This window comes from Corynebacterium pacaense (assembly GCF_900169525.1).
Classification (GTDB): Bacteria; Actinomycetota; Actinomycetes; order Mycobacteriales; family Mycobacteriaceae; genus Corynebacterium; species Corynebacterium pacaense.
In genome coordinates this window covers 275,165-293,326 of record NZ_LT821240.1, presented here as the reverse complement: position 1 = coordinate 293,326, position 18,162 = coordinate 275,165, and the positions used below count along the sequence as shown (strand labels likewise).

Sequence of the window (18,162 nt, the reverse complement as noted above, 5' to 3'; positions counted from 1 at the left end):
ATGACATAATGTACATTATCGGACAATTTGATAAATCAACCGGACCCGGGAATGCTCCGCCGAGGAACTCGATCACTTGCTCCGTGACACATACAGCCCGAGGGTCCGCGACTGGCTAATCAACTCTGCGGACGCGGTGGCTTGCCGACGCCTCCGCCGACGTGCAGGGATCCCCGAGGCCGAGATGTCTGACGCGCCGCCGGCGGACGGTCGCCATGGGCGAGGGTTCCCAGGTTCTCAGGGACCATCCGACTCCACCCAATTGCACCCCCGTCTACGCCCCCGCACGGACTACGGAGATAATCAGGCGCAGAGGGTGGATCGGGGGATATTACGTCACAGTGACATATCACCCCCCGGGGTCCGGTTTGGCCGGGCCCGGAACACGGGGATAATCTGGACCGATCATGACTCCGGCAACTTCCGAAACCCCGGTCCCCACCGGAGTGTTTGCATCATTCCGTTACGCGTTCTCCTCACCCGCCAGGCTCCGCATCGAGGTCCTCGGCGGCCTCATTGTCGCTCTGGCGCTGATTCCCGAGGCCATAGCCTTCTCCATCTTGGCCGGGGTCGATCCGCGTATGGGGCTGTTCGCCTCCTGCACGATGGCAATCACAATTGCCTTCACAGGAGGGCGTCCGGCGATGATTTCGGCCGCCACCGGTGCCGTGGCACTGGTGATCGCGCCCGTGGTTCGGGAGCACGGGGTCGACTACTTCCTGGCCACGATCATTCTCGCCGGAGTCATCCAGATTGGACTGGCTGCGCTCGGGGTCGCCCGTCTCATGCGCTTCATTCCGCGCTCGGTGATGATAGGTTTCGTCAACGCGCTGGCTCTGCTGGTGTTCTTCGCACAGATACCGCACCTGATCGGCGTACCGTTCATGGTCTACCCGCTATTCGTTGCGGGTCTGCTAATCATGATCCTGCTGCCGAGGTTCACCACCGCGGTGCCCGCTCCCCTGGTTGTCATCGTCCTGGCCACCGTCGTCGTGGTTGTGAGTGGCGCCGATGTTCCCAATGTCTCCGACCAGGGACAGCTGCCCACCTCCCTACCGGAGCCCGTCCTTCCGAAAGTTCCCCTGAACCTGGACACCCTCGGCATCATCCTGCCGTACTCCCTGGCCATGGCGCTGGTCGGACTGATGGAATCACTGCTGACGGCGAAACTGGTCGATGATATCACCGAATCGCACTCCGACAAGACCAGGGAGAGCGCCGGTCAGGGGATCGCCAACATCGTCACCGCCCTCCTCGGCGGCATGGGCGGATGCGCCATGATCGGGCAGACCATGATCAACGTCAGGGTATCCGGTGCCAGGACGCGGTTGTCCACGGTGCTCGCCGGAGTCTTCCTGCTCCTGCTGATCCTCACCCTCGGTGAGATCGTCGGGTTGATCCCGATGGCCGCCCTGGTGGCGATCATGGTAATGGTATCGGTGACCACCATGGACTGGCACTCCATTAGCCCCCGCACCCTGCGGCTGATGCCCCTGAGTGAGACCATCGTGATGCTGGTGACCGTGGTGGCGACGCTCGCGACCGGCAACCTCGCCATCGGGGTGGTGCTCGGCGTCCTCGGCGCGATGGTGATGTTCGCCCGGCGTGTGGCGCACCTTGTCCGGGTGGAGAGGGAAACCTCCGGAAACATCAGCATTTACCGAGTAAGTGGCCAACTTTTCTGGGCATCCTCCAACGATTTGGTCTACGCCTTCGACTATTCTGACCCCTCGCAGGACATCGTCATCGATCTGGCGGCTGCGGAGGTGTGGGATGCCTCGACGGTGGCCACCCTTGACAGCGTGGTCCAGAAGTACCGCGCCAGGGGTCGCAGTGTATCCATCATCGGCCTGGACGGCGAGAGCCTGGACCGGCTCGAGAGGCTCAGCGGAAAACTGGGCTGAGCTGGCGCTCAGCTCTCCTCCATCGCCGCGCGCTGGCGGTGTGCGGAGAGTAGCTGCCATGCGGTCAGCGCAAGCAGGATAACTCCGATCACCACGAGGATCCACAGCCGCTCCCAGGCCATGAACGCGATGAAACCGATCAGCACCACCAGGCGCAGCCAGAGGGCCGGGATCATGCGATGTGCCATGGGTTATTTCTCCAGGGTGAGTCGGACGTTGATCTCGCCGTTCTCATCAATCTTCGCGGCGACGAAATCAGGGGTCTCCACATTGTAGTCCAGACGGTTGATCGCGATGTCGGACGCCACGATCACCCGCTCCCCACTGCGCAGGACATCGAAGGTCGGCGAGACCTCCCTGGTCACACCGTGGACCGTCAGCTCTCCGGGAATGACCACCTGCGCGACCTTTCCATCGCCGGGAACCGCGGAGAGGTCGACCTCCCGGCCGACTTCAAAGGTCGCGGTGGGGAAATCATCGGTGTAGAGGAGCTTCATCCGCACATTAATGTCCCGCTTTTCCTGATCGGTGGTGATGTGGGTCATGTCCACGGTGATCAGACCGGAGGTGAGTGTGTCATTGGAGACCTCGATGGAACCTGAGACCTCCGGGGTGGACCCCGAGGTGATCTTCTGCTCGCCCGGCAGTATCTCCGCGAAGGTGAAGCCGGCGGAGGAATGATTCGGCGTGTCGCCTGGAACGACCCGCCAGGTGCCGTCCATCCCCGTGCTCGCCGGAACGGTATCGCCTCCGTGGATGCCGTCCGTGCGCAGGCCGGGGCCCATGACCAGTTTGTACACCATCGGCCCCACGGCGAGCAGGGCCAGCGCAACGATGGCGATGACCATGATGATGACCACGGGCGTGCGGAATCTCACCGCGGTGTTGTGCCTGGCCACCAGCTTCGGATCGGGACCCGGTCGCCCGGTGTCTGCGGAATCGCCGGGGATATTTTCGGATGTGTTACTCATGACCTCAACTTCTCGATTTTCCGAGCCATTGCCACTAGTTCCTCACAGAGGGCCCTGACTTCATCGGGGTCCTCACCGCCGTCGACCGCCGTGGCGATGTCCTCGGCGGCGCACCGCAGTTCAAATAGTGAATCCTTCAACTGCTCGGCCCGCTCAGGTGTGAGGATGACCGCCGACGCCGGTATCTGCGTTCCGGAGACGTTGTTTCTCTGTTCATAGGCACGTTGCCTGCACGCCTGGCTGCAGTACTTCCGCGGCCTGCCGCGCCCGGTGGAATCAATATCCCTCCCACACCATGCGCAGGTGGGACCCTGCTGGAGAGGAGTCATTGTCGGCACGGGTTATACCTTAGCGGATGGCCGGGCAGACAACGATTCCCGACCCATTGGCTATACTGGTGTGTCTGGACAGGCGCAGGTGGGCGGATTCAACGATCCCCACCTGCCACATCAAGTGCACAGCGCCGACAGGATCGACCGCGGGAACTTCCACCGATGCCCGGGCGTTGAACTGATGGCGTTTTACACACCGAGGGTAAAGGACTGAAACCACAGATGGCAGATCGCGTTCTTCGTGGCAGCCGCATGGGTGCCGTGAGCTATGAAACGGACAGGGACCACGACCTGGCACCACGCCAGATGGTGAAGTACAGGACCGGGGACGGAGAAATCTACGAGGTCCCCTTCGCCGATGACGCGGAGATCCCCGAGGAGTGGATGTGCAAGAACGGTAAGCTCGGCATCCTCATCGAAGGTGAGGGTGTGGAGTCCAAACCGGTCAAGCCGCCGCGCACGCACTGGGACATGCTCCGTGAGCGCCGGTCCATCGAGGAGCTCGATGTACTGCTCGAGGAGCGCATCGAGCAGCTGCGAAAGCGGCGTCGCAATGCGGCAAAGTTGCTCAAGCAGCAGCAGGAGGCCGAGGGCGCGGAGAAGACCGCGGACTAGGAAACCTCCCCTGAACAAGGAGCACCGCACCCTTAAGAGGGTGCGGTGCTCCTGTCGCACCTATCCCCCCCGGAAGCGGGGTCAGATCCAGGGGTGGCGCTTCCTGAGGTGCTTCCATTCATAGTTCAGCTGCCCGGAGAACTCCCGGGCCACGTCCCTGGCCTGCCGGGCCCGGTGCTGTGCACCCCATTTCGTGACCTCCAGCAGGGAGTCCTTGACAAAGCTTCCGTCTAGCTTGGATTCGCCGATCTCACGCTCGGTGAAGGTGATGGGAACCTCGCGGACATCGAAGCCGAGTTCAACGGCGCGATAGGCAATCTCAACCTGGAAGATGTACCCGGCGTTGGACAGCTCCTCCAGCGGAAGTGCCTCGAGGAGTTCCCTGCGGAAGGCGCGGTAGCCCGCGGTCATGTCCGAAAGTCCGGTGCCCAGCGCCAGACCGATGTAGACGTTGCCGCCCTTGGACAGCAGCCACCGGTTCCGCGGCCAGTTCACCACCCTGCCACCGGGCACGTAGCGTGAACCGATCACCAGATCGGCCCCGTTGTCAATCTCGGCGAGGAGCAGGTGCAGCTGCTCAGGTGCATGTGAGCCGTCCGCATCCATCTCACAGAGAACCGTGTAGTCCCGCTCCAGCCCCCAAGCGAAGCCGGCCATGTACGCCGCACAGAGTCCGCCCTTTCCCTCGCGGTGCATCACGTGGATGTGCGCATCGGTGGCGGCGAGTTCATCCGCGCGTTCACCGGTGCCGTCCGGACTGTTGTCGTCGACGATGAGCACATCGACGTCGGGGGTGGATGTGCGGACCCGATCGACGATCAGGGGAATGTTCTCCAGCTCGTTGTAGGTGGGGATGATCACCAGTGTGGTGGCTCCAGCTGCCGGGTTAGTCATCAGGGTGGGCCTCCTTGGCCGGTCGGAAATGGGAAGAGTCTCTATGCACGTCTGCGGGACGCACCCGATCCCTTCCGTTTCTGTGTCGGGGATGCACCTGCGGGCACGCGGGTATGAGCCCAGAGGGCAATGATGCCGGATACCGCTCCAATAATAACCGGAAGCAATTCAACGTAGAAACCGGACCGTGCGGCGAGGGTCACGGTCTGCTTCAGCGGGATCTCCTGGGTCAGGGTAGCCGCCTCGAAGATCGAGGTGCTCTGATCAACCGTGCCATCTGGTGCAATGATCGCGGACACCCCCGACGTCGCGGCCACCACCACCGCCCTATCGAATTCGATGGCTCGCATCCGGCTCATCGCCACCTGCTGGTGGGTCATGTCGGTGAAGCCGAAGGTCGCGTTGTTGCTGGGTGTGGCCAAAAATTCGGCCCCGTTGGCGATGGCGGACCTGCCCGCGGCGTCGAAAGCCACCTCGTAGCAGGTTTGGATTCCCACGGACACCTCGCGCCCGAGCCGGGCGACATTCATCCCGACCACACCGGTGCCGTCACCCGGTTGGAAGTTCCCGGCCTGATCGACATAGGAGGAGAAGATCCGGAAGAACTCCCGGAAGGGCATGTACTCGCCGAAGGGCTGCAGGAACTTCTTGTTATGAAAATCACCGGCGCCGCTCTCCGGATCGAAGACCACCATGGTGTTGCGCGGCCCGATCTCGTCCTGGGTGATGGTACCGACCAGAATGGGTGCCTGTGCGCTCTCAAGTGCCTGATTGATCAGCACCGATGCCTCAACATCGGTGAAGGGGTTGACATCGGAGGAGTTCTCCGGCCAGATGACCAGATCCACCGGGTGATCCAGTGTGGCGGTCTCCCGGACGTGGTTGGCCAGGACCGCGCGCCTCTGGGCGTTGAAGTCCAGGCCCATCCGCGGCACATTTCCCTGGATGGCAGCGACCTCCACCGATTCGGAACTCGTTCCGGGGCGATCGACGTAGAGCGACGCAACCAGTCCGGAAAGAAGCACCGCACCTGTTGTCAGTGCTCCTGCCACCCTGCGGCGGGAAACCAGCACCATGGCCAGCCCGACACCCGCGAAGACCGTGGCGAGGGTGACCAGTGCTGGGCCGCCGATGGCGGCGAGGTTGGCCAGGGGTCCGTCGATCTGCCCCCATGCCAGGCGCACCCAGGCGAAGCCACCGAAGGGCCAGTGGCTGCGCAGATACTCCACGCTGAGGTAGAAGGGCGGGAACAGGTACGGGCCCCACGTCCGCCAGCGGGCAATCGCGGTTCCCCCGGCACCGGTGGCCAGCGCGTAGAGGGCGAGAACGACCGAGAGAGCCAAATACGGAAGATTGCCCACGAATTCACCGATCCAGGGGAGCATGAGCAGATACTGGACGAGTCCGTGGGTGAATCCCAGGAGCATTCCCTGGGCGATGGTGGGTGAACCGGCGACCGGTCGCCAGGACCACGGGCACAGGCAGATGTAGAACAGGGCGATACCGACGATACCCGCCCAGAACCATCCGACCGGTTCATAGGAGGCGTAGACGAAGAGACCGCCGCCCGCTGCGATCAGCAGCCGGAGGAGCAGTCTCACTTCTCGGGATCCTGCTTACCGAGGTTCCCGGAATCGGGCCGCCCGAAATCCTCGGGGGTGACGTGGCTACTCCACTCCTGAATCTCCTCCTCGTCGATGACGACGGGTGGACCCGCGTGCGGGCCCCCGCCGAAACTGCCGTAGGAGGCCTGCGTGCGGTAGCTGTTCGCCGCCTCGAAGCCCCTGACGCCGAGGTTCTCGACGAAGGTGCGCAGGCGCTGCGCCAGCAGCCCCCTGACCATGCTCCGGGTCGGCGGGATGATCAGCAGGAGGCCGATGATGGAGGAGACGAATCCGGGAATGGCCACCAGGACCGCTCCGGCCGCGGTCAGACCGAGGTTGCCCAGCGTCCTCCCGGGCTGCGCCCGGCCACTGACCTCATCGACCGCGGCGGTGCGGGAGATCCGCCGCATCTCCACCGCGGCGAGCAGGAGACCCCCGAAGAAGGTGATCAGGAGCAGACCACTGGCCCAGCCTAGGCCGAGCCAGAGGCTGACACCGACGAAGGCGGCGGTTTCGACGAACAGATACAGGATTGCTATTACTGCGGGCACCTGTACCACACTACCGTCTCCGCGGGAGCGTCAGGAATCTACTGACGCTCCTCCAGCCAACCCTCAGCCTCCAGGTAGGTCCCGCGGAGAGTGTCCAGGGACTCCGCGCTGGGTTCCTTCCACAGACCGCGTTCACCCGCCTCCAGCAGGCGCTCGGCGATGTCCTTGAGCGCCCAGGGATTGGACTGTTCAAAGAATTCCCGGTTCACCGGATCCGCCACGTAGGTCTCGGTGAGCGATTCATACATCCAGTCCTCCATCAGCCCCGTGGTCGCGTCATAGCCGAAGAGGTAGTCCACGGTCGCGGACATTTCGAAAGCCCCCTTGTATCCGTGGGCGCGCATCGCCTCGATCCAGCGCGGATTGACCACCCTGGCGCGGAAGACGCGGCGGGATTCCTCATGCAGGGTGCGGGTCTTCACCGTTTCCTGACGTGTCGAGTCGCCGATGTAGGCCTCGGGGTCCTCACCGGTGAGTGCACGGACCGTGGCGACCATGCCTCCGTGGAACTGGAAGTAGTCATCGGAGTCGGCGATATCGTGTTCGCGGGAATCCACGTTCTTCGCCGCGACCTTGATCCGGGTGTAGGCCCGCCGCATCTGTTCCCTGGCCTCCACCCCCTGGAGGCCGCGGCCATAGGCGTATCCGCCCCAGGTCGAGTAGACCTCGGCCAGATCCCTATCGTCGCGCCAGTTTCCGGATTCGATCAGCTCCAGCAGTCCGGCGCCGTAAGTGCCCGGGGCGGAGCCGAAGATCCGCAGCACCCGCCCGTCATCATCGGTGGCGGCGTTGGCGCGGATGAAGTTCTCCGAATCGGATTCATCGAGACCCGCGACCATCTGTACCGCATCATCGATCAGGGCGAGCACGTGCGGGAACGCATCCCGGAAGAAACCCGAGATCCGAACGGTGACGTCGATTCGGGGACGACCGAGCTCCTCAAGCGGAATGATGTGCAGGTCCACCACCCGCCTGGAGGCCTCATCCCACTCGGGACGCACGCCGAGCAGTGCGAACACCTCGGCGATGTCATCGCCGGAGGTGCGCATCGCGGAGGTCCCCCACACCGACAGGCCCACCGAGGTCGGGTAGGCGCCGTCATGGTCGGCGCGGTAGCGTTCGATCAGCGAATCCGCCAGCAGCTGACCGGTCTCCCAGGCCAGCCGCGAGGGCAGGGCCTTGGGATCGACCGAGTAGAAGTTGCGGCCTGTGGGCAGGACGTTGATCAGACCGCGCATGGGTGACCCGGACGGTCCGGCCTCGATGAAGCCGCCGTCGAGCGCGCTGAGGATCTGGGTAATCTCACGGGGGGTGGCATCGAGCCTGGGCACGATCTCCTCGCAGACGAAGACCAGCAGGGACCTCAACGCGGCAGGGTCCGCCCCCTCGGGCAGCCGGTCGAGGAGGCTGTCGACGCCCCCGGCGTCCCACCCCCCGGCCTCCAGCGCGGTGAGCAGTGCTCGTGCCAGCGACTCGACCTCGTCGACACGCGTACGGTTTTCATCACCGGCCTCCGAGAGGCCGAGCGCCTCGCGCAGTCCGGGAACCGCGGTCTGCCCGCCCCACAGCTGGCGGGCCCGCAGCATCGAAAGCACGAGATCGACCCGGACCTCTCCACTGGTGGCCTCGCCGAGTATGTGGAGGCCACCGCGGATGGAGACGTCCTTGATCTCGCAGAGCCAGCCGTCGATTTCCATCAGGTGGTCATCGAAGGATTCATCATCTGGGCGTTCATCCCAGCCGAGATCGGAGTCCATCTTTGCGGCCTTCAACAGTGTCCAGATCTCCTGCCGGATCGCCGGCAGCTTCCCCGGGTCCATGGCCGCGATGTTCTGATGCTCGTCGAGCAGTTGCTCCAGGCGGGTGATGTCACCGTAGGATTCGGCCCGGGCCATCGGCGGGATCATGTGGTCGACGAGGATTGCGTGGGCGCGTCGTTTCGCCTGCGTGCCCTCACCCGGATCGTTGACCAGGAAGGGATAGATCAAAGGCAGCTCGGAGATCGCCTGATCGGTGTAGCAGTCGGCGGACATTCCCGCGTTCTTGCCTGGCAGCCACTCCAGGTTTCCGTGTTTGCCCATGTGCACGATCGCGTCGGCGCCGAAATGGCTGCGCAGCCAGTGGTAGACACCGAGATAGTGGTGGTTGGCCGGGAGATCCGGGTCATGGTAGATCCCCACCGGGTTCTCCCCGAAGCCGCGTGGCGGCTGAACCATGACCACCACGTTGCCGAATTGCAGCCCGGCGATGTACAGGTCGCCGGATTCCGGATGGACATAGTGGGTCCCCGGTGCCTGCCCCCAGTGTTCGGTCATCTCCGCACGCATACCCTCGGGAAGCGTGTCAAAGTAGCGCTGGTAGTCACCGGCGGCGAGGCGCAGCGGGTTGGTCCGCAGGATCTCCTCGGTCAGCCAGTCCGGGTCGTGACCACCGGCCTCGATGATGGCGTGCATGAATGCATCACCGTCGAGGTCCGCGTATCCCGGAATCGCCGAGGTCTCCCCCAGGTCATAGCCCGCGTCCTCCATGGCGTGGAGGACCCGCAGTGTGGAGGCGGGGGTGTCCAGGCCGACTGCGTTGCCGATGCGCGCGTGTTTGGTCGGATAGGCCGAGAGCATGACCACGATCCGCTTCTCGACGTTGCCCAGGTGCCGCAGACGCGCGTGCCTAAAGGCGATTCCGGCCAACCGGGCGCAGCGCTCCCGATCGGGAACATAGGCGATCAGACCCTCGGAATCGTAGTGCTTGAAGGAGAAGGGCACGGTGATGATCCGGCCGTCAAACTCCGGGACCGCGATCTGGGTGGCCACGTCCAGCGGCGAGAGTCCGTCATCGGATTCCTCCCACTGCTCCCTGGACCAGGTCAGTGCCAGACCCTGGATGATCGGGATGTTCAGGGCCGCAAGTGCCGCGACATCCCAGGCCTCATCGTGCCCGCCCGCCTGGGCGGTGGCCGGTTTGGTTCCGCCCGCGGCGAGAACCGTGGTAATCAGGGCGTCGAGGGTTCCCAGCTCGTCGAGCAGGTCATCGCTGGCCTGGCGCAGAGATGCGGCGTAGATCGGCACGGCCTGCGCCCCGCGTTCCTCGATGGCGTCGGCGAGCGCGGCGATGTAGTCGGTGTTGCCTGCCAGATGCTGGGCCCGGTAGTAGATGATGCCGATCCTGGGTCCGGAGTTCGGTGACTCCGGCCTCTCCAGATGACCCCACATCGGCATGTGCTGCGGGGGTTGGAAGCCGAGCCCCGTCAGCAGGACGGTGTCGGAGAGGAAGTTGTGCAGATTGACCAGGTTGGCCCGGCCCCCCTCGGCCAGGTAGGTGTGCGCGGTGGTGACCACACCTGCGGGGACCGAGGACAATTCGGTCAGTTCCGCGTCCACGGCGAGTTCTCCGGAGACCACCACCACGGGCTTTCCCGAGGAAAGCACCTCCCCGAGGCCCTCCTCCCACGCCCGTTTGCCACCCAGCAGCCGCACCAGGACCACGGAGGCGTCGTTAAGCTCCTCCTGCAACCTGGTATGGGAGATGGTGCTGGGATTGGCATAGTGGTAGTCCACCGATTCATCCGTGTTCGCCGCCTTCGCGGAGAGCAGGTCGGTGTCTGAGGTCGACAGCAGGAGGATCATGATTGCGTCCACGCAACCTTTCCGGGGTTCACGCGCCCCTTAGGCATGTTGAAGTTGTTGTTGTGACGAAAATGGTCTGGCTGTGACAGTGGCGCGACCGCTCGGATTTTCACCTTGTGGAGAATTCACTCCCGTCAAACATCCCCGTTGACACTACCCGATGCGCTCAGTGCAGCTGGTCCAAAAGCCACCCGGAATAGGTGCGGAGGTGACGGAAGTAGGGACCGAAGTGGTTGACTCCGGTGCGTCCGGGTACCTTCGGTGCCCGGGACTCGTGGTAGCTGAGATCCGTGCCGGCCAGGGACCAGGCGTCGCGGACCCTGCGCACCTGGGCGACCGGGATGACGTCGTCGTGGCGCGAACCCCACAGCAGCACCGGCATGCCCGGCGCGATACCACCCAGGCGCTGTCGCCGGAACTCCGCGGAGACCTCGGGCAGGTCATCGAGGATGTCGTGGAGCCGGTGCCCGCTCACCGTCCACCGTGCGGTGTCGCGGTACCCGCTCGCCAGCAGGGTTCCCCCGGCGCAGGTGGCGACGTTGCGCAGGATGATGCGCAGACCCTCGGCGGTGAGCTTGGGCATGATCTCGTCATGGAGCTCCGGTCTGCTCACCGACAAGCCAGCGACGGCATAGGCGATCACCCCGGTCAGCAGGCCACCGTCGACCTCACGCAGCACCTCGCCGAGCTCGGAGGGCGGGGCCCCGACCACCGCGGCACGCGGTGAGATGTCGGGGTGCCCCTCTGCGAGCTGGGCGGCCCAACCCACTGCCCCACCGCCCTGGGAGAATCCCCAGAGGCCCACGGGACTATCCGCCGCCACCCCCAGTTCCCGTGCGGCACGCAGGGCGTCGAAAAGCGAATGCGCAGCGGATATGGAATCGCAGTAGGACTGGATTCCCAGGACCGGGTCACGGGGATAATCGATGAATACTACATCCGCGCCGTTGGCCAGGAACCAGGTGAACACGGGAAGCTCATAGGCGGCGATGGCGTCAAGTGGCGGGGAATAATAGACATTCAACCCGATCGCGCAGGTATGGGAGGGATCACAGTGCGCGGCAACCCCCTGGGTCGAGGGTGCCAGAACGATCACGGGACGGGGACCGCCGGTCCACGGGGTCTTTGAAAAGCACACCCCGCCCGTCGCGGTGGTCATGTTTCCGTGGGAGTCGCCGGTGACGTACTCGAAACGGTAGGAACTGGCGGGGTTGAGCTCACCGCCGGTGCCCAGGACCCGCAGCGGGGCGACGTTGACCAGGGTGCCCCCCGCCATCCCCGGGGTCCGTGACGCCGCCCCGAAATCGGGCACCAGCTCCGGTGCCCCCGCACGCGCGGGGCGCGGTGTCCTGCCACTGACCCGGCGCAGGACCGCGGCAGAGGCCTCCGCGGCGAGCGGAAGCAGACTTCGTCCCATACGGGCGCCGGCCCCGGCGCGGATGACCGCCCCCGGGTGAAACTCTCGGTATCCCTTATCCACCATGTCCTCCGATGCTAGGTGAATGCGGATCACGGAATCCGCTGACATAGGATGATGATCATGGAGTCCAAGAACTCGATCGGCAGCTCCGCCAGCCCTCCCCCATCCGGTGTCTCACACCTGGTTTCCGCCTCGCTCGAACTGGGCGACCGGAACCGCGGGGACGGGTGCCCCGGAGCGCTGCGCATGCATGAGGCCGATGATGGCCTGATCGGCCGGATAAGGATGCCCGGTGGTCACCTCGACCCGTCCGACTGGCTGGCCATGGCCGACCTCGCCGACGGTTTCGGCGACGGTCGAATCCACCTGACCTCACGGGGCAATCTTCAGATCCGTGGGATCAGTGACCAGTCAGGGTTCGTCGCCTCCATGTCGGAGGCGGGCTATCTCCCCTCACCCGCCCATGATCTGGTACGCAATATCATCGCCTCCCCCCTTGAACCCCGACTCCGGACCCTGGTCGACCGGCTCGATGCGGAGCTGATCGCCTCCCCGGTGGCCGCCGGGCTCGCGGGCCGGACCCTGTTCGGCCTGGATGCCGGTGGCGGCGAGATCATCGCGGAGAACCCGGATTTCGGCCTCCTCGCCAGGGACGGTGTCTTCGAGCTCTTCCTCGCGGCCCGGCCTGTCGGTCTTTCGGTGGCCGGTGACGATGCGGCCGCAGTCCTGGTGCGTGCCGCTGACATCTGGCAGGCCGGGCGCGGTTCTGCGTGGCGGGTCAAGGAGAGACCGGAGATCATTCCCGGAATCTCGGAGTCGCTGCTGGCGGACGGCCGTGTCCGGCGCATCGAAGCCCTCCCGGCACTCCGACCACGGGCGATTGCCCCCATCGGGTGGATAGAGACGGAGGAGGGGATCAGCCTGGGCGCGGGGCTGCGGCTGGGTGTGCTCTCCTCCCGCCTGGCGCGGTTCCTCGCGGCCGTCGATGCTCCGACCACGGTCACTCCGTGGAACTCCCTGGTGATCACCGGTCTCTCCGAGTGCGTGGCGGAGGAGGTGGTCAAGGTCCTCGCCCCGATGGGTCTGATCTTTGATGAGCGTTCTCCGTGGTTGAGGGCCACCGCGTGCACGGGTCTCCCGGGTTGCGGGAAGTCCCATTCCGATGTTCGCGCTGACCTCGAGATCGCGCTCGGACAGGGACAGCTCGACGGTCAGGGACATGTTCACTTCGTGGGATGCGCACGTCGATGCGGCCATCCCAACTTCCCGCACACCGAGTACCAGGCCACCGCCGAATCCAGCTACGACATCCACCAGAGGTAGACAACAACCGTGCTTGCTTCCACTCCCTATGAGACCGACGGCAATGAGATCTACCGCCAGTCCTTCGCCATCATCCGCTCCGAGTCGGACCTGAGTGAATTCACCGCGGACCAGGCGCAGGTCGCGGTACGGATGATCCACGCCGCCGGGCAGACGGATCTGTCCCGGGACATCGCCTTCTCCCCCGGCCTGGTTCCCGCAGCCCGTGGTGCTCTGGCTGCCGGGGCACCAATTATCACCGATGTCACGATGGTCTCCACCGGCGTCACCAGGAGGCGGCTGCCCGCCGACAATGATGTGCTCTGCCTGCTCAACGACCCCCGGACCGCGGAACTGGCCCAGCGGCTGGGAACCACGCGTTCCGCTGCGGCCGTGGAACTGTGGGCACCCCGCCTGGACGGGGCGGTGGTGGCCATCGGCAACGCGCCGACGGCACTGTTCCATCTCCTCGACTGGATCGAGGAGGATCCTAACAGGCCCAGGCCCTCCGCGATCATCGGCATTCCCGTCGGATTCGTCGGAGCCGCGGAATCCAAGGCTGAACTCGGCGAGCGAGCGGAGTACCTGGGCACGCAGTATCTCACCGTCCACGGGCGGCGGGGCGGTTCCGCGATCACCTGCGCGGCACTGAACGCGCTGGCGACCGAACAGGAGATCCTCTCATGAGCCGGCTGATCGGTATCGGGGTGGGACCGGGGGATCCGGAGCTCCTCACCGTCAAGGGCGCCCGCGCCATCGGCGAGGCCGATGTCCTAGTCTATCACGCACGGCGCGGAGGAACCTCCACTGCCCGGACCATCGGGGAACGCTACATGCGGCCGGGCCAGATCCATGAGCTCCTGGAATACCCCGTGACCACCGGTATCAGCGAGCACCCCGGTGGATACGCCGGGGCGATGGCGGAGTTCTACCTCGACGCAGCGCAGCGTCTGCGCGCCCACCTCGATCAGGGGCGCACCGTGGCGGTTCTCTCTCTCGGTGATCCCATGCTCTACAGCTCCTACCAGCACCTCCACCGCCTGCTGGCGGAGGATTTCCCCGCCGAGATCATCCCGGGTATCCCCTCGATCACCGCGGCGGCGGACATGCTGGGACAACCACTGGCCGAGGAGGAGGAGGTGTTGACCATCCTCTCCGGAACTCTTCCGCTGCCCGAGCTGAGCGATCGTCTGCGGGGCACCGATACGGCGGTGGTGATGAAACTGGGCCGCACCTTCGAGAAGGTGCGGACGGCCCTGATCAACGCCGGTGTAGCCGAGCGTGCCTGGGTGGTCAGCAGGGCCACGATGCCGGAGCAGACCATGGTGCCCGTGCTCGCGGCCGATCCCGCGGACATTCCCTACTTCTCCTGCATCATCGTCCCCTCGACGGCCACCGTCGCCGCCCCCGCGGAGGCGGAGGGTGAGGTCGTCGTTGTCGGTCTGGGCCCGGGTGATCCCATGTGGACCACCCCGGAGGTCACCGCGGAACTGCGGCGGGCTACCGACGTCGTCGGGTACACCACCTATGTCAACCGTGTGCCAGCGGTAGCGGGGCAGCGTCTGCACCCTTCCGACAACCGCGTCGAGGCAGAGCGTGCGGCAATGGCTCTGGACCTGGCGAAGCAGGGACGTCGCGTGGCGGTGGTCTCCTCCGGTGATCCCGGCGTGTTCGCCATGGCGGCCGCGGTTCTGGAAACCGCCGATGACGAGCAGTGGCGGGATGTCCCGGTCCGGGTGGTCCCCGGTGTCACCGCGGCCCAGGCCGTGGCCTCCAGGGTGGGTGCACCCCTCGGTCACGACTTCGCCCTGATCTCACTCTCGGACCGTCTCAAGCCCTGGGAGATCGTGGAGCGGCGCGTCCGGGCGCTGTGCGGCGCGGACATGGCGTTCGCGGTCTACAATCCGGCGTCCAGGACCCGTCGCCAGCAGGTGGAGGAGCTCAAGCGCCTGGTCGCGGAGAGCCGCTCCCCGCGGACCCCGGTCATCGTCGCCAGGGCCGTCGGGTCCGCGGAGGAGAAGGTCACGGTCACCGACCTGGAGAATTTCGATCCCGGGGTCGTGGACATGCGCACCCTGTTGATCTTCGGCGCCTCGACCACGAGCACCTATGAGGGCGCGCAGGGCACGAGGGTGTTCACCTCACGGCGCTACAGCACCGATTGAGGGCCTCCTCCGCGCTGTGGACCACCAGGTCCACCTCCGGGAGACCGGGACGCTCGATCATGATCACCTCGACCCCCAGTTCCCGGGCCGCCTCCAGCTTCGCCGCGGTCAGTGTCCCACCGGAGTTCTTGGTCACCAGGGCATCGATACGGTGTTCGCGCATCAGCGTGATCTCACCCTCGACGGTGAAGGGGCCACGGGAGAGCAGGATCAGCCGCCGCTCCGGCAGCGGTTCCACCGGCTGTTCCACACAGCGGATCAGGAAGTCGTTCCCGGAATCCGCGAACACGTGAAGGTTCTGCCTGCCGATGGTAAGGAAGATCCTCCGTCCGCTCTCCCCGCACGCGGCCGCGGCATCCTCCATCGAGGCCACCATCGTCCATTCATCCTCGGCCTGCCACGCCGGTCGGTGCAGCGCGATCAGCGGGGTCTCACCCGCGGCCGCGGCGGCCGATGCCGAGATCCGCTCGGCGAAGGGATGCGTGGCATCGACGATGACATCCACGCAGTGCCGCGCGATCCAGTCGGCCAATCCCTGCGGACCCCCGAATCCGCCGATGCGCACCTCCCCCGCCGGCAGAGCAGGATCCCGGACCCTTCCGGCGAGGGAGCTGGTCACCCGCCAGCCCCGCTCCAGCAGCAGCGGGGCGAGATCCCTGGCCTCCCTTGTACCTCCGAGAATCAGTGCGTGCACGTCAGTGTTCGTCCGTTCTCGTCGCGGGGGCGGTCGTCGGAGTAGAGGAAGCTGTCGGGGAAGCCCTCCGCCGCGAGCACCCTGCCGACGATGATCACCGCGGTGCGTACGATCCCCGCCTCCCTGACCTGGTCGGCGATGCCGGCCAGGGTGCCGCGGACGGTCTTCTCCTCCGGCCGTGAGGCATAGGCGACGACGGCCACCGGGCACTCCGGGCCGTAGTTGGGCAGCAGCTCGGCGACGACGCGGTCGATGTCGTGCGCCGCGAGGTGGATGACCATGGTGGCACCCGATCTGCCGAGCGTCGGCAGATCCTCGCCGTCGGGCATCGCCGAGGCCCGCCCTCCGACGCGGGTGAGGATGACGCTCTGCCCCACCGTCGGCACGGTCAGCTCATGCCCGAGAACCGCGGCGGCCGCAGAGAACGCCGGGACACCGGGGACGATCTCATACTCGATTCCCAGGGTGGTGAGTCTTCTGGCCTGCTCGGCCAGCGCCGAGTAGATCGACGGGTCACCGGAGTGCAGCCGCGCCACGTCCCTGCCCTGTGCGTCGGCACGCCTGATCACCTCAATGATCTCCTCCAGCGGCATCCGTGCGGTGTTGATCACCTCGGCGCCCTCGGGCGTGTTGTCCAGAACCTCCTCCGGCACGATGGAACCGGCGTAGAGACAGACCGGTGAGGTCCTGATCAGTCTGTCCGCACGCAGCGTCAGCAGGTCCGCCGCCCCGGGGCCGGCACCGATGAAATAGACGGTCACTTAGAACACTCCTTCTGGAAAGATCGCCTTGCTCGCCCGCCACTGGGTGATGGGCAGAGCGGATTTGAACGCGGTGAAACCGCCCACGCGGTGCTCTGTGGACACCTGGATCCGGCGCAGCGATCCGCCATGGGTGGCGCGCAGCCTGATCAGGGTCTGCTCCGATTCGATGGTCACCGCATTGGCAACGATACGCCCGCCCGGACGCAGCAGGGTCCATGCGGTTTCCGGGAGCTTATCGACGCCCACCCCTCCACCGATGAAGATCGCGTCCGGGGCCAGGCCCTCGTAACGGGCGTCGTTGAGCGCCTTCGGCGCCGCCCCCATCACCTTCAGCCAGGGCACACCGAGGCGGGCGGCATTGCGGGTGATCCTCGCCGCACGGTCCGGATCGGATTCAAAACAGATCGCCTGCCCGCGCGGACCACCAGACAGTGACAGCGCCCGCAGCCACTCGATGGCAATCGAACCGGAGCCCGCACCGATATCCCAGAGCACCTCACCCGGTCGCGGTGCCAGTGCGCTGACCGTCAGAGCGCGGATATCCGATTTGGTCAGTTGCCCGTCGTGTTCGAAGGAGTCGTCCCCGAGGCCCGGAAGCAACGAGCGGGTCCCGGTTCCCAGCCCCGGCGGTGGTTCGATGGCAATGACATTGAGTGAGGACACCGGCTGGGGCGGCTGCGCGGCGCTGCCGCGGGCGATCTCCTCGTCCGGGCTGTCCAGATCGCTGAGCACCGTGATCCGGTGGGCGGGATGATCCATGTCGACCAGCAGTCTGGCGATGTCCGGCGCGCTGCGCTCATCCCTTCCCAGGACCAGGAATCGGATACCGGAATCGATCAACGGGATCAGGGTCTCCACCTCCCGGGAGACCAGTGAGGACACCGGGGTCACATCCAGGGCCCAGCCCAGACGTGCGCAGGCCAGGGACGCCGAGGAGGAATGGGGAATGACGCGGATGCGCTCGATCCCGAGCACCCTTTTCAGTGTCGATCCAACACCGTGGAACATGGGATCGCCGGAGGCCAGAACCGCGATGCGCATTCCGGTGTACTCATGGAAAAGCGGTTCGATCGCGGGCAGCATCGGCGACGGCCAGGGCCTGCGTTCGGCCCGGATGGAATCGGGGATCAGGTTGAGCTGACGCCAGGAGCCGATGACAACCTCGGCCCGCCGGAGGACGGTCTGGGCGGTGTGGCCGAGTTCATCAAAACCGTCGGCGCCGATGCCGACCACGGTGATGCTCTCCTCCGGCGCTTTCGGTGCCGTCGCCTCAGCCACCTCGACGCGGGCGGCAGACAGGGGTTGGTTCATTCCACCTAATCT

Annotated in this window: 16 protein-coding genes; 5 read left to right on the top strand and 11 right to left on the bottom strand. The window is 65.5% G+C overall.

Going from position 1 to position 18,162, the window contains the following annotated elements; translation table 11 throughout:
• The first annotated feature begins 407 nt into the window (after positions 1-407).
• Positions 408-1,904 (top strand): SulP family inorganic anion transporter, encoded by a 1,497-nt coding sequence (locus B7E02_RS08490; protein ID WP_080794970.1) that lies wholly within the window; start codon positions 408-410, stop codon positions 1,902-1,904.
• 8 nt (positions 1,905-1,912) lie between these two features.
• Here B7E02_RS08490 and B7E02_RS08485 read toward each other — a convergent pair whose 3' ends face one another.
• The 3 genes from B7E02_RS08485 to B7E02_RS08475 form a co-directional block, all read right to left on the bottom strand.
• Positions 1,913-2,092 (bottom strand): hypothetical protein, encoded by a 180-nt coding sequence (locus B7E02_RS08485; protein ID WP_080794969.1) that lies wholly within the window; start codon positions 2,090-2,092, stop codon positions 1,913-1,915.
• 3 nt (positions 2,093-2,095) lie between these two features.
• Positions 2,096-2,752 (bottom strand): YceI family protein, encoded by a 657-nt coding sequence (locus tag B7E02_RS08480; protein ID WP_245802293.1) that lies wholly within the window; start codon positions 2,750-2,752, stop codon positions 2,096-2,098.
• Positions 2,753-2,871: 119 nt separating this feature from the next.
• Complete coding sequence (locus B7E02_RS08475) at positions 2,872-3,204, bottom strand: hypothetical protein (RefSeq protein ID WP_080794965.1); 333 nt, start codon at positions 3,202-3,204, stop codon at positions 2,872-2,874.
• A 225-nt stretch (positions 3,205-3,429) separates the two neighbouring features.
• Between B7E02_RS08475 and B7E02_RS08470 the strand changes: the two genes are divergently transcribed.
• Positions 3,430-3,822 (top strand): RNA polymerase-binding protein RbpA, encoded by a 393-nt coding sequence (locus B7E02_RS08470; RefSeq protein WP_080794963.1) that lies wholly within the window; start codon positions 3,430-3,432, stop codon positions 3,820-3,822.
• An 81-nt stretch (positions 3,823-3,903) separates the two neighbouring features.
• Here the strand turns inward: B7E02_RS08470 and B7E02_RS08465 are convergent, their stop codons facing one another.
• The 5 genes from B7E02_RS08465 to B7E02_RS08445 form a co-directional block, all read right to left on the bottom strand.
• Positions 3,904-4,716: a polyprenol monophosphomannose synthase gene (locus tag B7E02_RS08465; protein WP_080794961.1), complete on the bottom strand. Its 813-nt coding sequence runs from the start codon at positions 4,714-4,716 to the stop codon at positions 3,904-3,906.
• A 41-nt stretch (positions 4,717-4,757) separates the two neighbouring features.
• The gene (gene lnt, locus B7E02_RS08460) at positions 4,758-6,317 is read right to left on the bottom strand and encodes an apolipoprotein N-acyltransferase (protein ID WP_080794956.1); all 1,560 of its coding nucleotides are present in this window, start codon (positions 6,315-6,317) and stop codon (positions 4,758-4,760) included.
• Positions 6,314-6,871, bottom strand: coding sequence for an FxsA family protein (locus B7E02_RS08455; RefSeq protein ID WP_080796863.1), 558 nt, complete (start codon positions 6,869-6,871; stop codon positions 6,314-6,316). Before B7E02_RS08455 ends, lnt begins: the two co-directional genes overlap by 4 nt.
• Before the next feature lie 38 nt (positions 6,872-6,909).
• Entirely contained in the window at positions 6,910-10,494 is a 3,585-nt protein-coding gene (gene cobN, locus B7E02_RS08450; protein WP_080796862.1) for a cobaltochelatase subunit CobN, read from the bottom strand.
• Between the two features lie 166 nt (positions 10,495-10,660).
• Complete coding sequence (locus B7E02_RS08445; RefSeq protein ID WP_080796861.1) at positions 10,661-11,977, bottom strand: lipase family protein; 1,317 nt, start codon at positions 11,975-11,977, stop codon at positions 10,661-10,663.
• Positions 11,978-12,034: 57 nt separating this feature from the next.
• On the opposite strand from B7E02_RS08445, the gene B7E02_RS08440 reads away from it, so the two are divergent.
• Genes B7E02_RS08440 through cobJ form a run of 3 tightly spaced genes read left to right on the top strand, consistent with a single transcriptional unit; the run spans position 12,035 to position 15,381 of the window.
• Positions 12,035-13,237, top strand: coding sequence for a hypothetical protein (locus B7E02_RS08440; protein ID WP_080796860.1), 1,203 nt, complete (start codon positions 12,035-12,037; stop codon positions 13,235-13,237).
• A gap of 9 nt (positions 13,238-13,246) precedes the next feature.
• Complete coding sequence (locus B7E02_RS08435) at positions 13,247-13,903, top strand: precorrin-8X methylmutase (protein ID WP_080794953.1); 657 nt, start codon at positions 13,247-13,249, stop codon at positions 13,901-13,903.
• Positions 13,900-15,381, top strand: a complete 1,482-nt coding sequence (gene cobJ / locus B7E02_RS08430; protein WP_080794951.1) for a precorrin-3B C(17)-methyltransferase — start codon at positions 13,900-13,902, stop codon at positions 15,379-15,381. The genes B7E02_RS08435 and cobJ overlap by 4 nt, the downstream gene beginning before the upstream one ends.
• On the opposite strand, the gene B7E02_RS08425 is transcribed toward cobJ, so the two are convergent.
• Genes B7E02_RS08425 through cbiE form a run of 3 tightly spaced genes read right to left on the bottom strand, consistent with a single transcriptional unit; the run spans position 15,353 to position 18,150 of the window.
• Positions 15,353-16,075, bottom strand: coding sequence for a cobalt-precorrin-6A reductase (locus tag B7E02_RS08425; protein ID WP_080794949.1), 723 nt, complete (start codon positions 16,073-16,075; stop codon positions 15,353-15,355). The genes cobJ and B7E02_RS08425 overlap by 29 nt on opposite strands.
• Positions 16,063-16,836 (bottom strand): precorrin-4 C(11)-methyltransferase, encoded by a 774-nt coding sequence (cobM, locus tag B7E02_RS08420; protein ID WP_080794947.1) that lies wholly within the window; start codon positions 16,834-16,836, stop codon positions 16,063-16,065. Before cobM ends, B7E02_RS08425 begins: the two co-directional genes overlap by 13 nt.
• Positions 16,837-18,150 (bottom strand): precorrin-6y C5,15-methyltransferase (decarboxylating) subunit CbiE, encoded by a 1,314-nt coding sequence (gene cbiE / locus B7E02_RS08415; protein ID WP_080794946.1) that lies wholly within the window; start codon positions 18,148-18,150, stop codon positions 16,837-16,839.
• Between the last annotated feature and the right edge of the window lie 12 nt (positions 18,151-18,162).

Bases quoted from the DNA above. Each gene is read 5' to 3' on its own strand.
- B7E02_RS08490 (WP_080794970.1), top strand. From the start codon at position 408: ATGACTCCGGCAACTTCCGAAACCCCGGTCCCCACCGGAGTGTTTGCA.
- B7E02_RS08485 (WP_080794969.1), bottom strand. From the start codon at position 2,092: ATGGCACATCGCATGATCCCGGCCCTCTGGCTGCGCCTGGTGGTGCTG.
- B7E02_RS08480 (WP_245802293.1), bottom strand. From the start codon at position 2,752: ATGGTCATCGCCATCGTTGCGCTGGCCCTGCTCGCCGTGGGGCCGATG.
- B7E02_RS08475 (WP_080794965.1), bottom strand. From the start codon at position 3,204: ATGACTCCTCTCCAGCAGGGTCCCACCTGCGCATGGTGTGGGAGGGAT.
- B7E02_RS08470 (WP_080794963.1), top strand. From the start codon at position 3,430: ATGGCAGATCGCGTTCTTCGTGGCAGCCGCATGGGTGCCGTGAGCTAT.
- B7E02_RS08465 (WP_080794961.1), bottom strand. From the start codon at position 4,716: ATGACTAACCCGGCAGCTGGAGCCACCACACTGGTGATCATCCCCACC.
- cobN (WP_080796862.1), bottom strand. From the start codon at position 10,494: ATGATCCTCCTGCTGTCGACCTCAGACACCGACCTGCTCTCCGCGAAG.
- B7E02_RS08445 (WP_080796861.1), bottom strand. From the start codon at position 11,977: ATGGTGGATAAGGGATACCGAGAGTTTCACCCGGGGGCGGTCATCCGC.
- B7E02_RS08440 (WP_080796860.1), top strand. From the start codon at position 12,035: ATGGAGTCCAAGAACTCGATCGGCAGCTCCGCCAGCCCTCCCCCATCC.
- cobJ (WP_080794951.1), top strand. From the start codon at position 13,900: ATGAGCCGGCTGATCGGTATCGGGGTGGGACCGGGGGATCCGGAGCTC.
- cbiE (WP_080794946.1), bottom strand. From the start codon at position 18,150: ATGAACCAACCCCTGTCTGCCGCCCGCGTCGAGGTGGCTGAGGCGACG.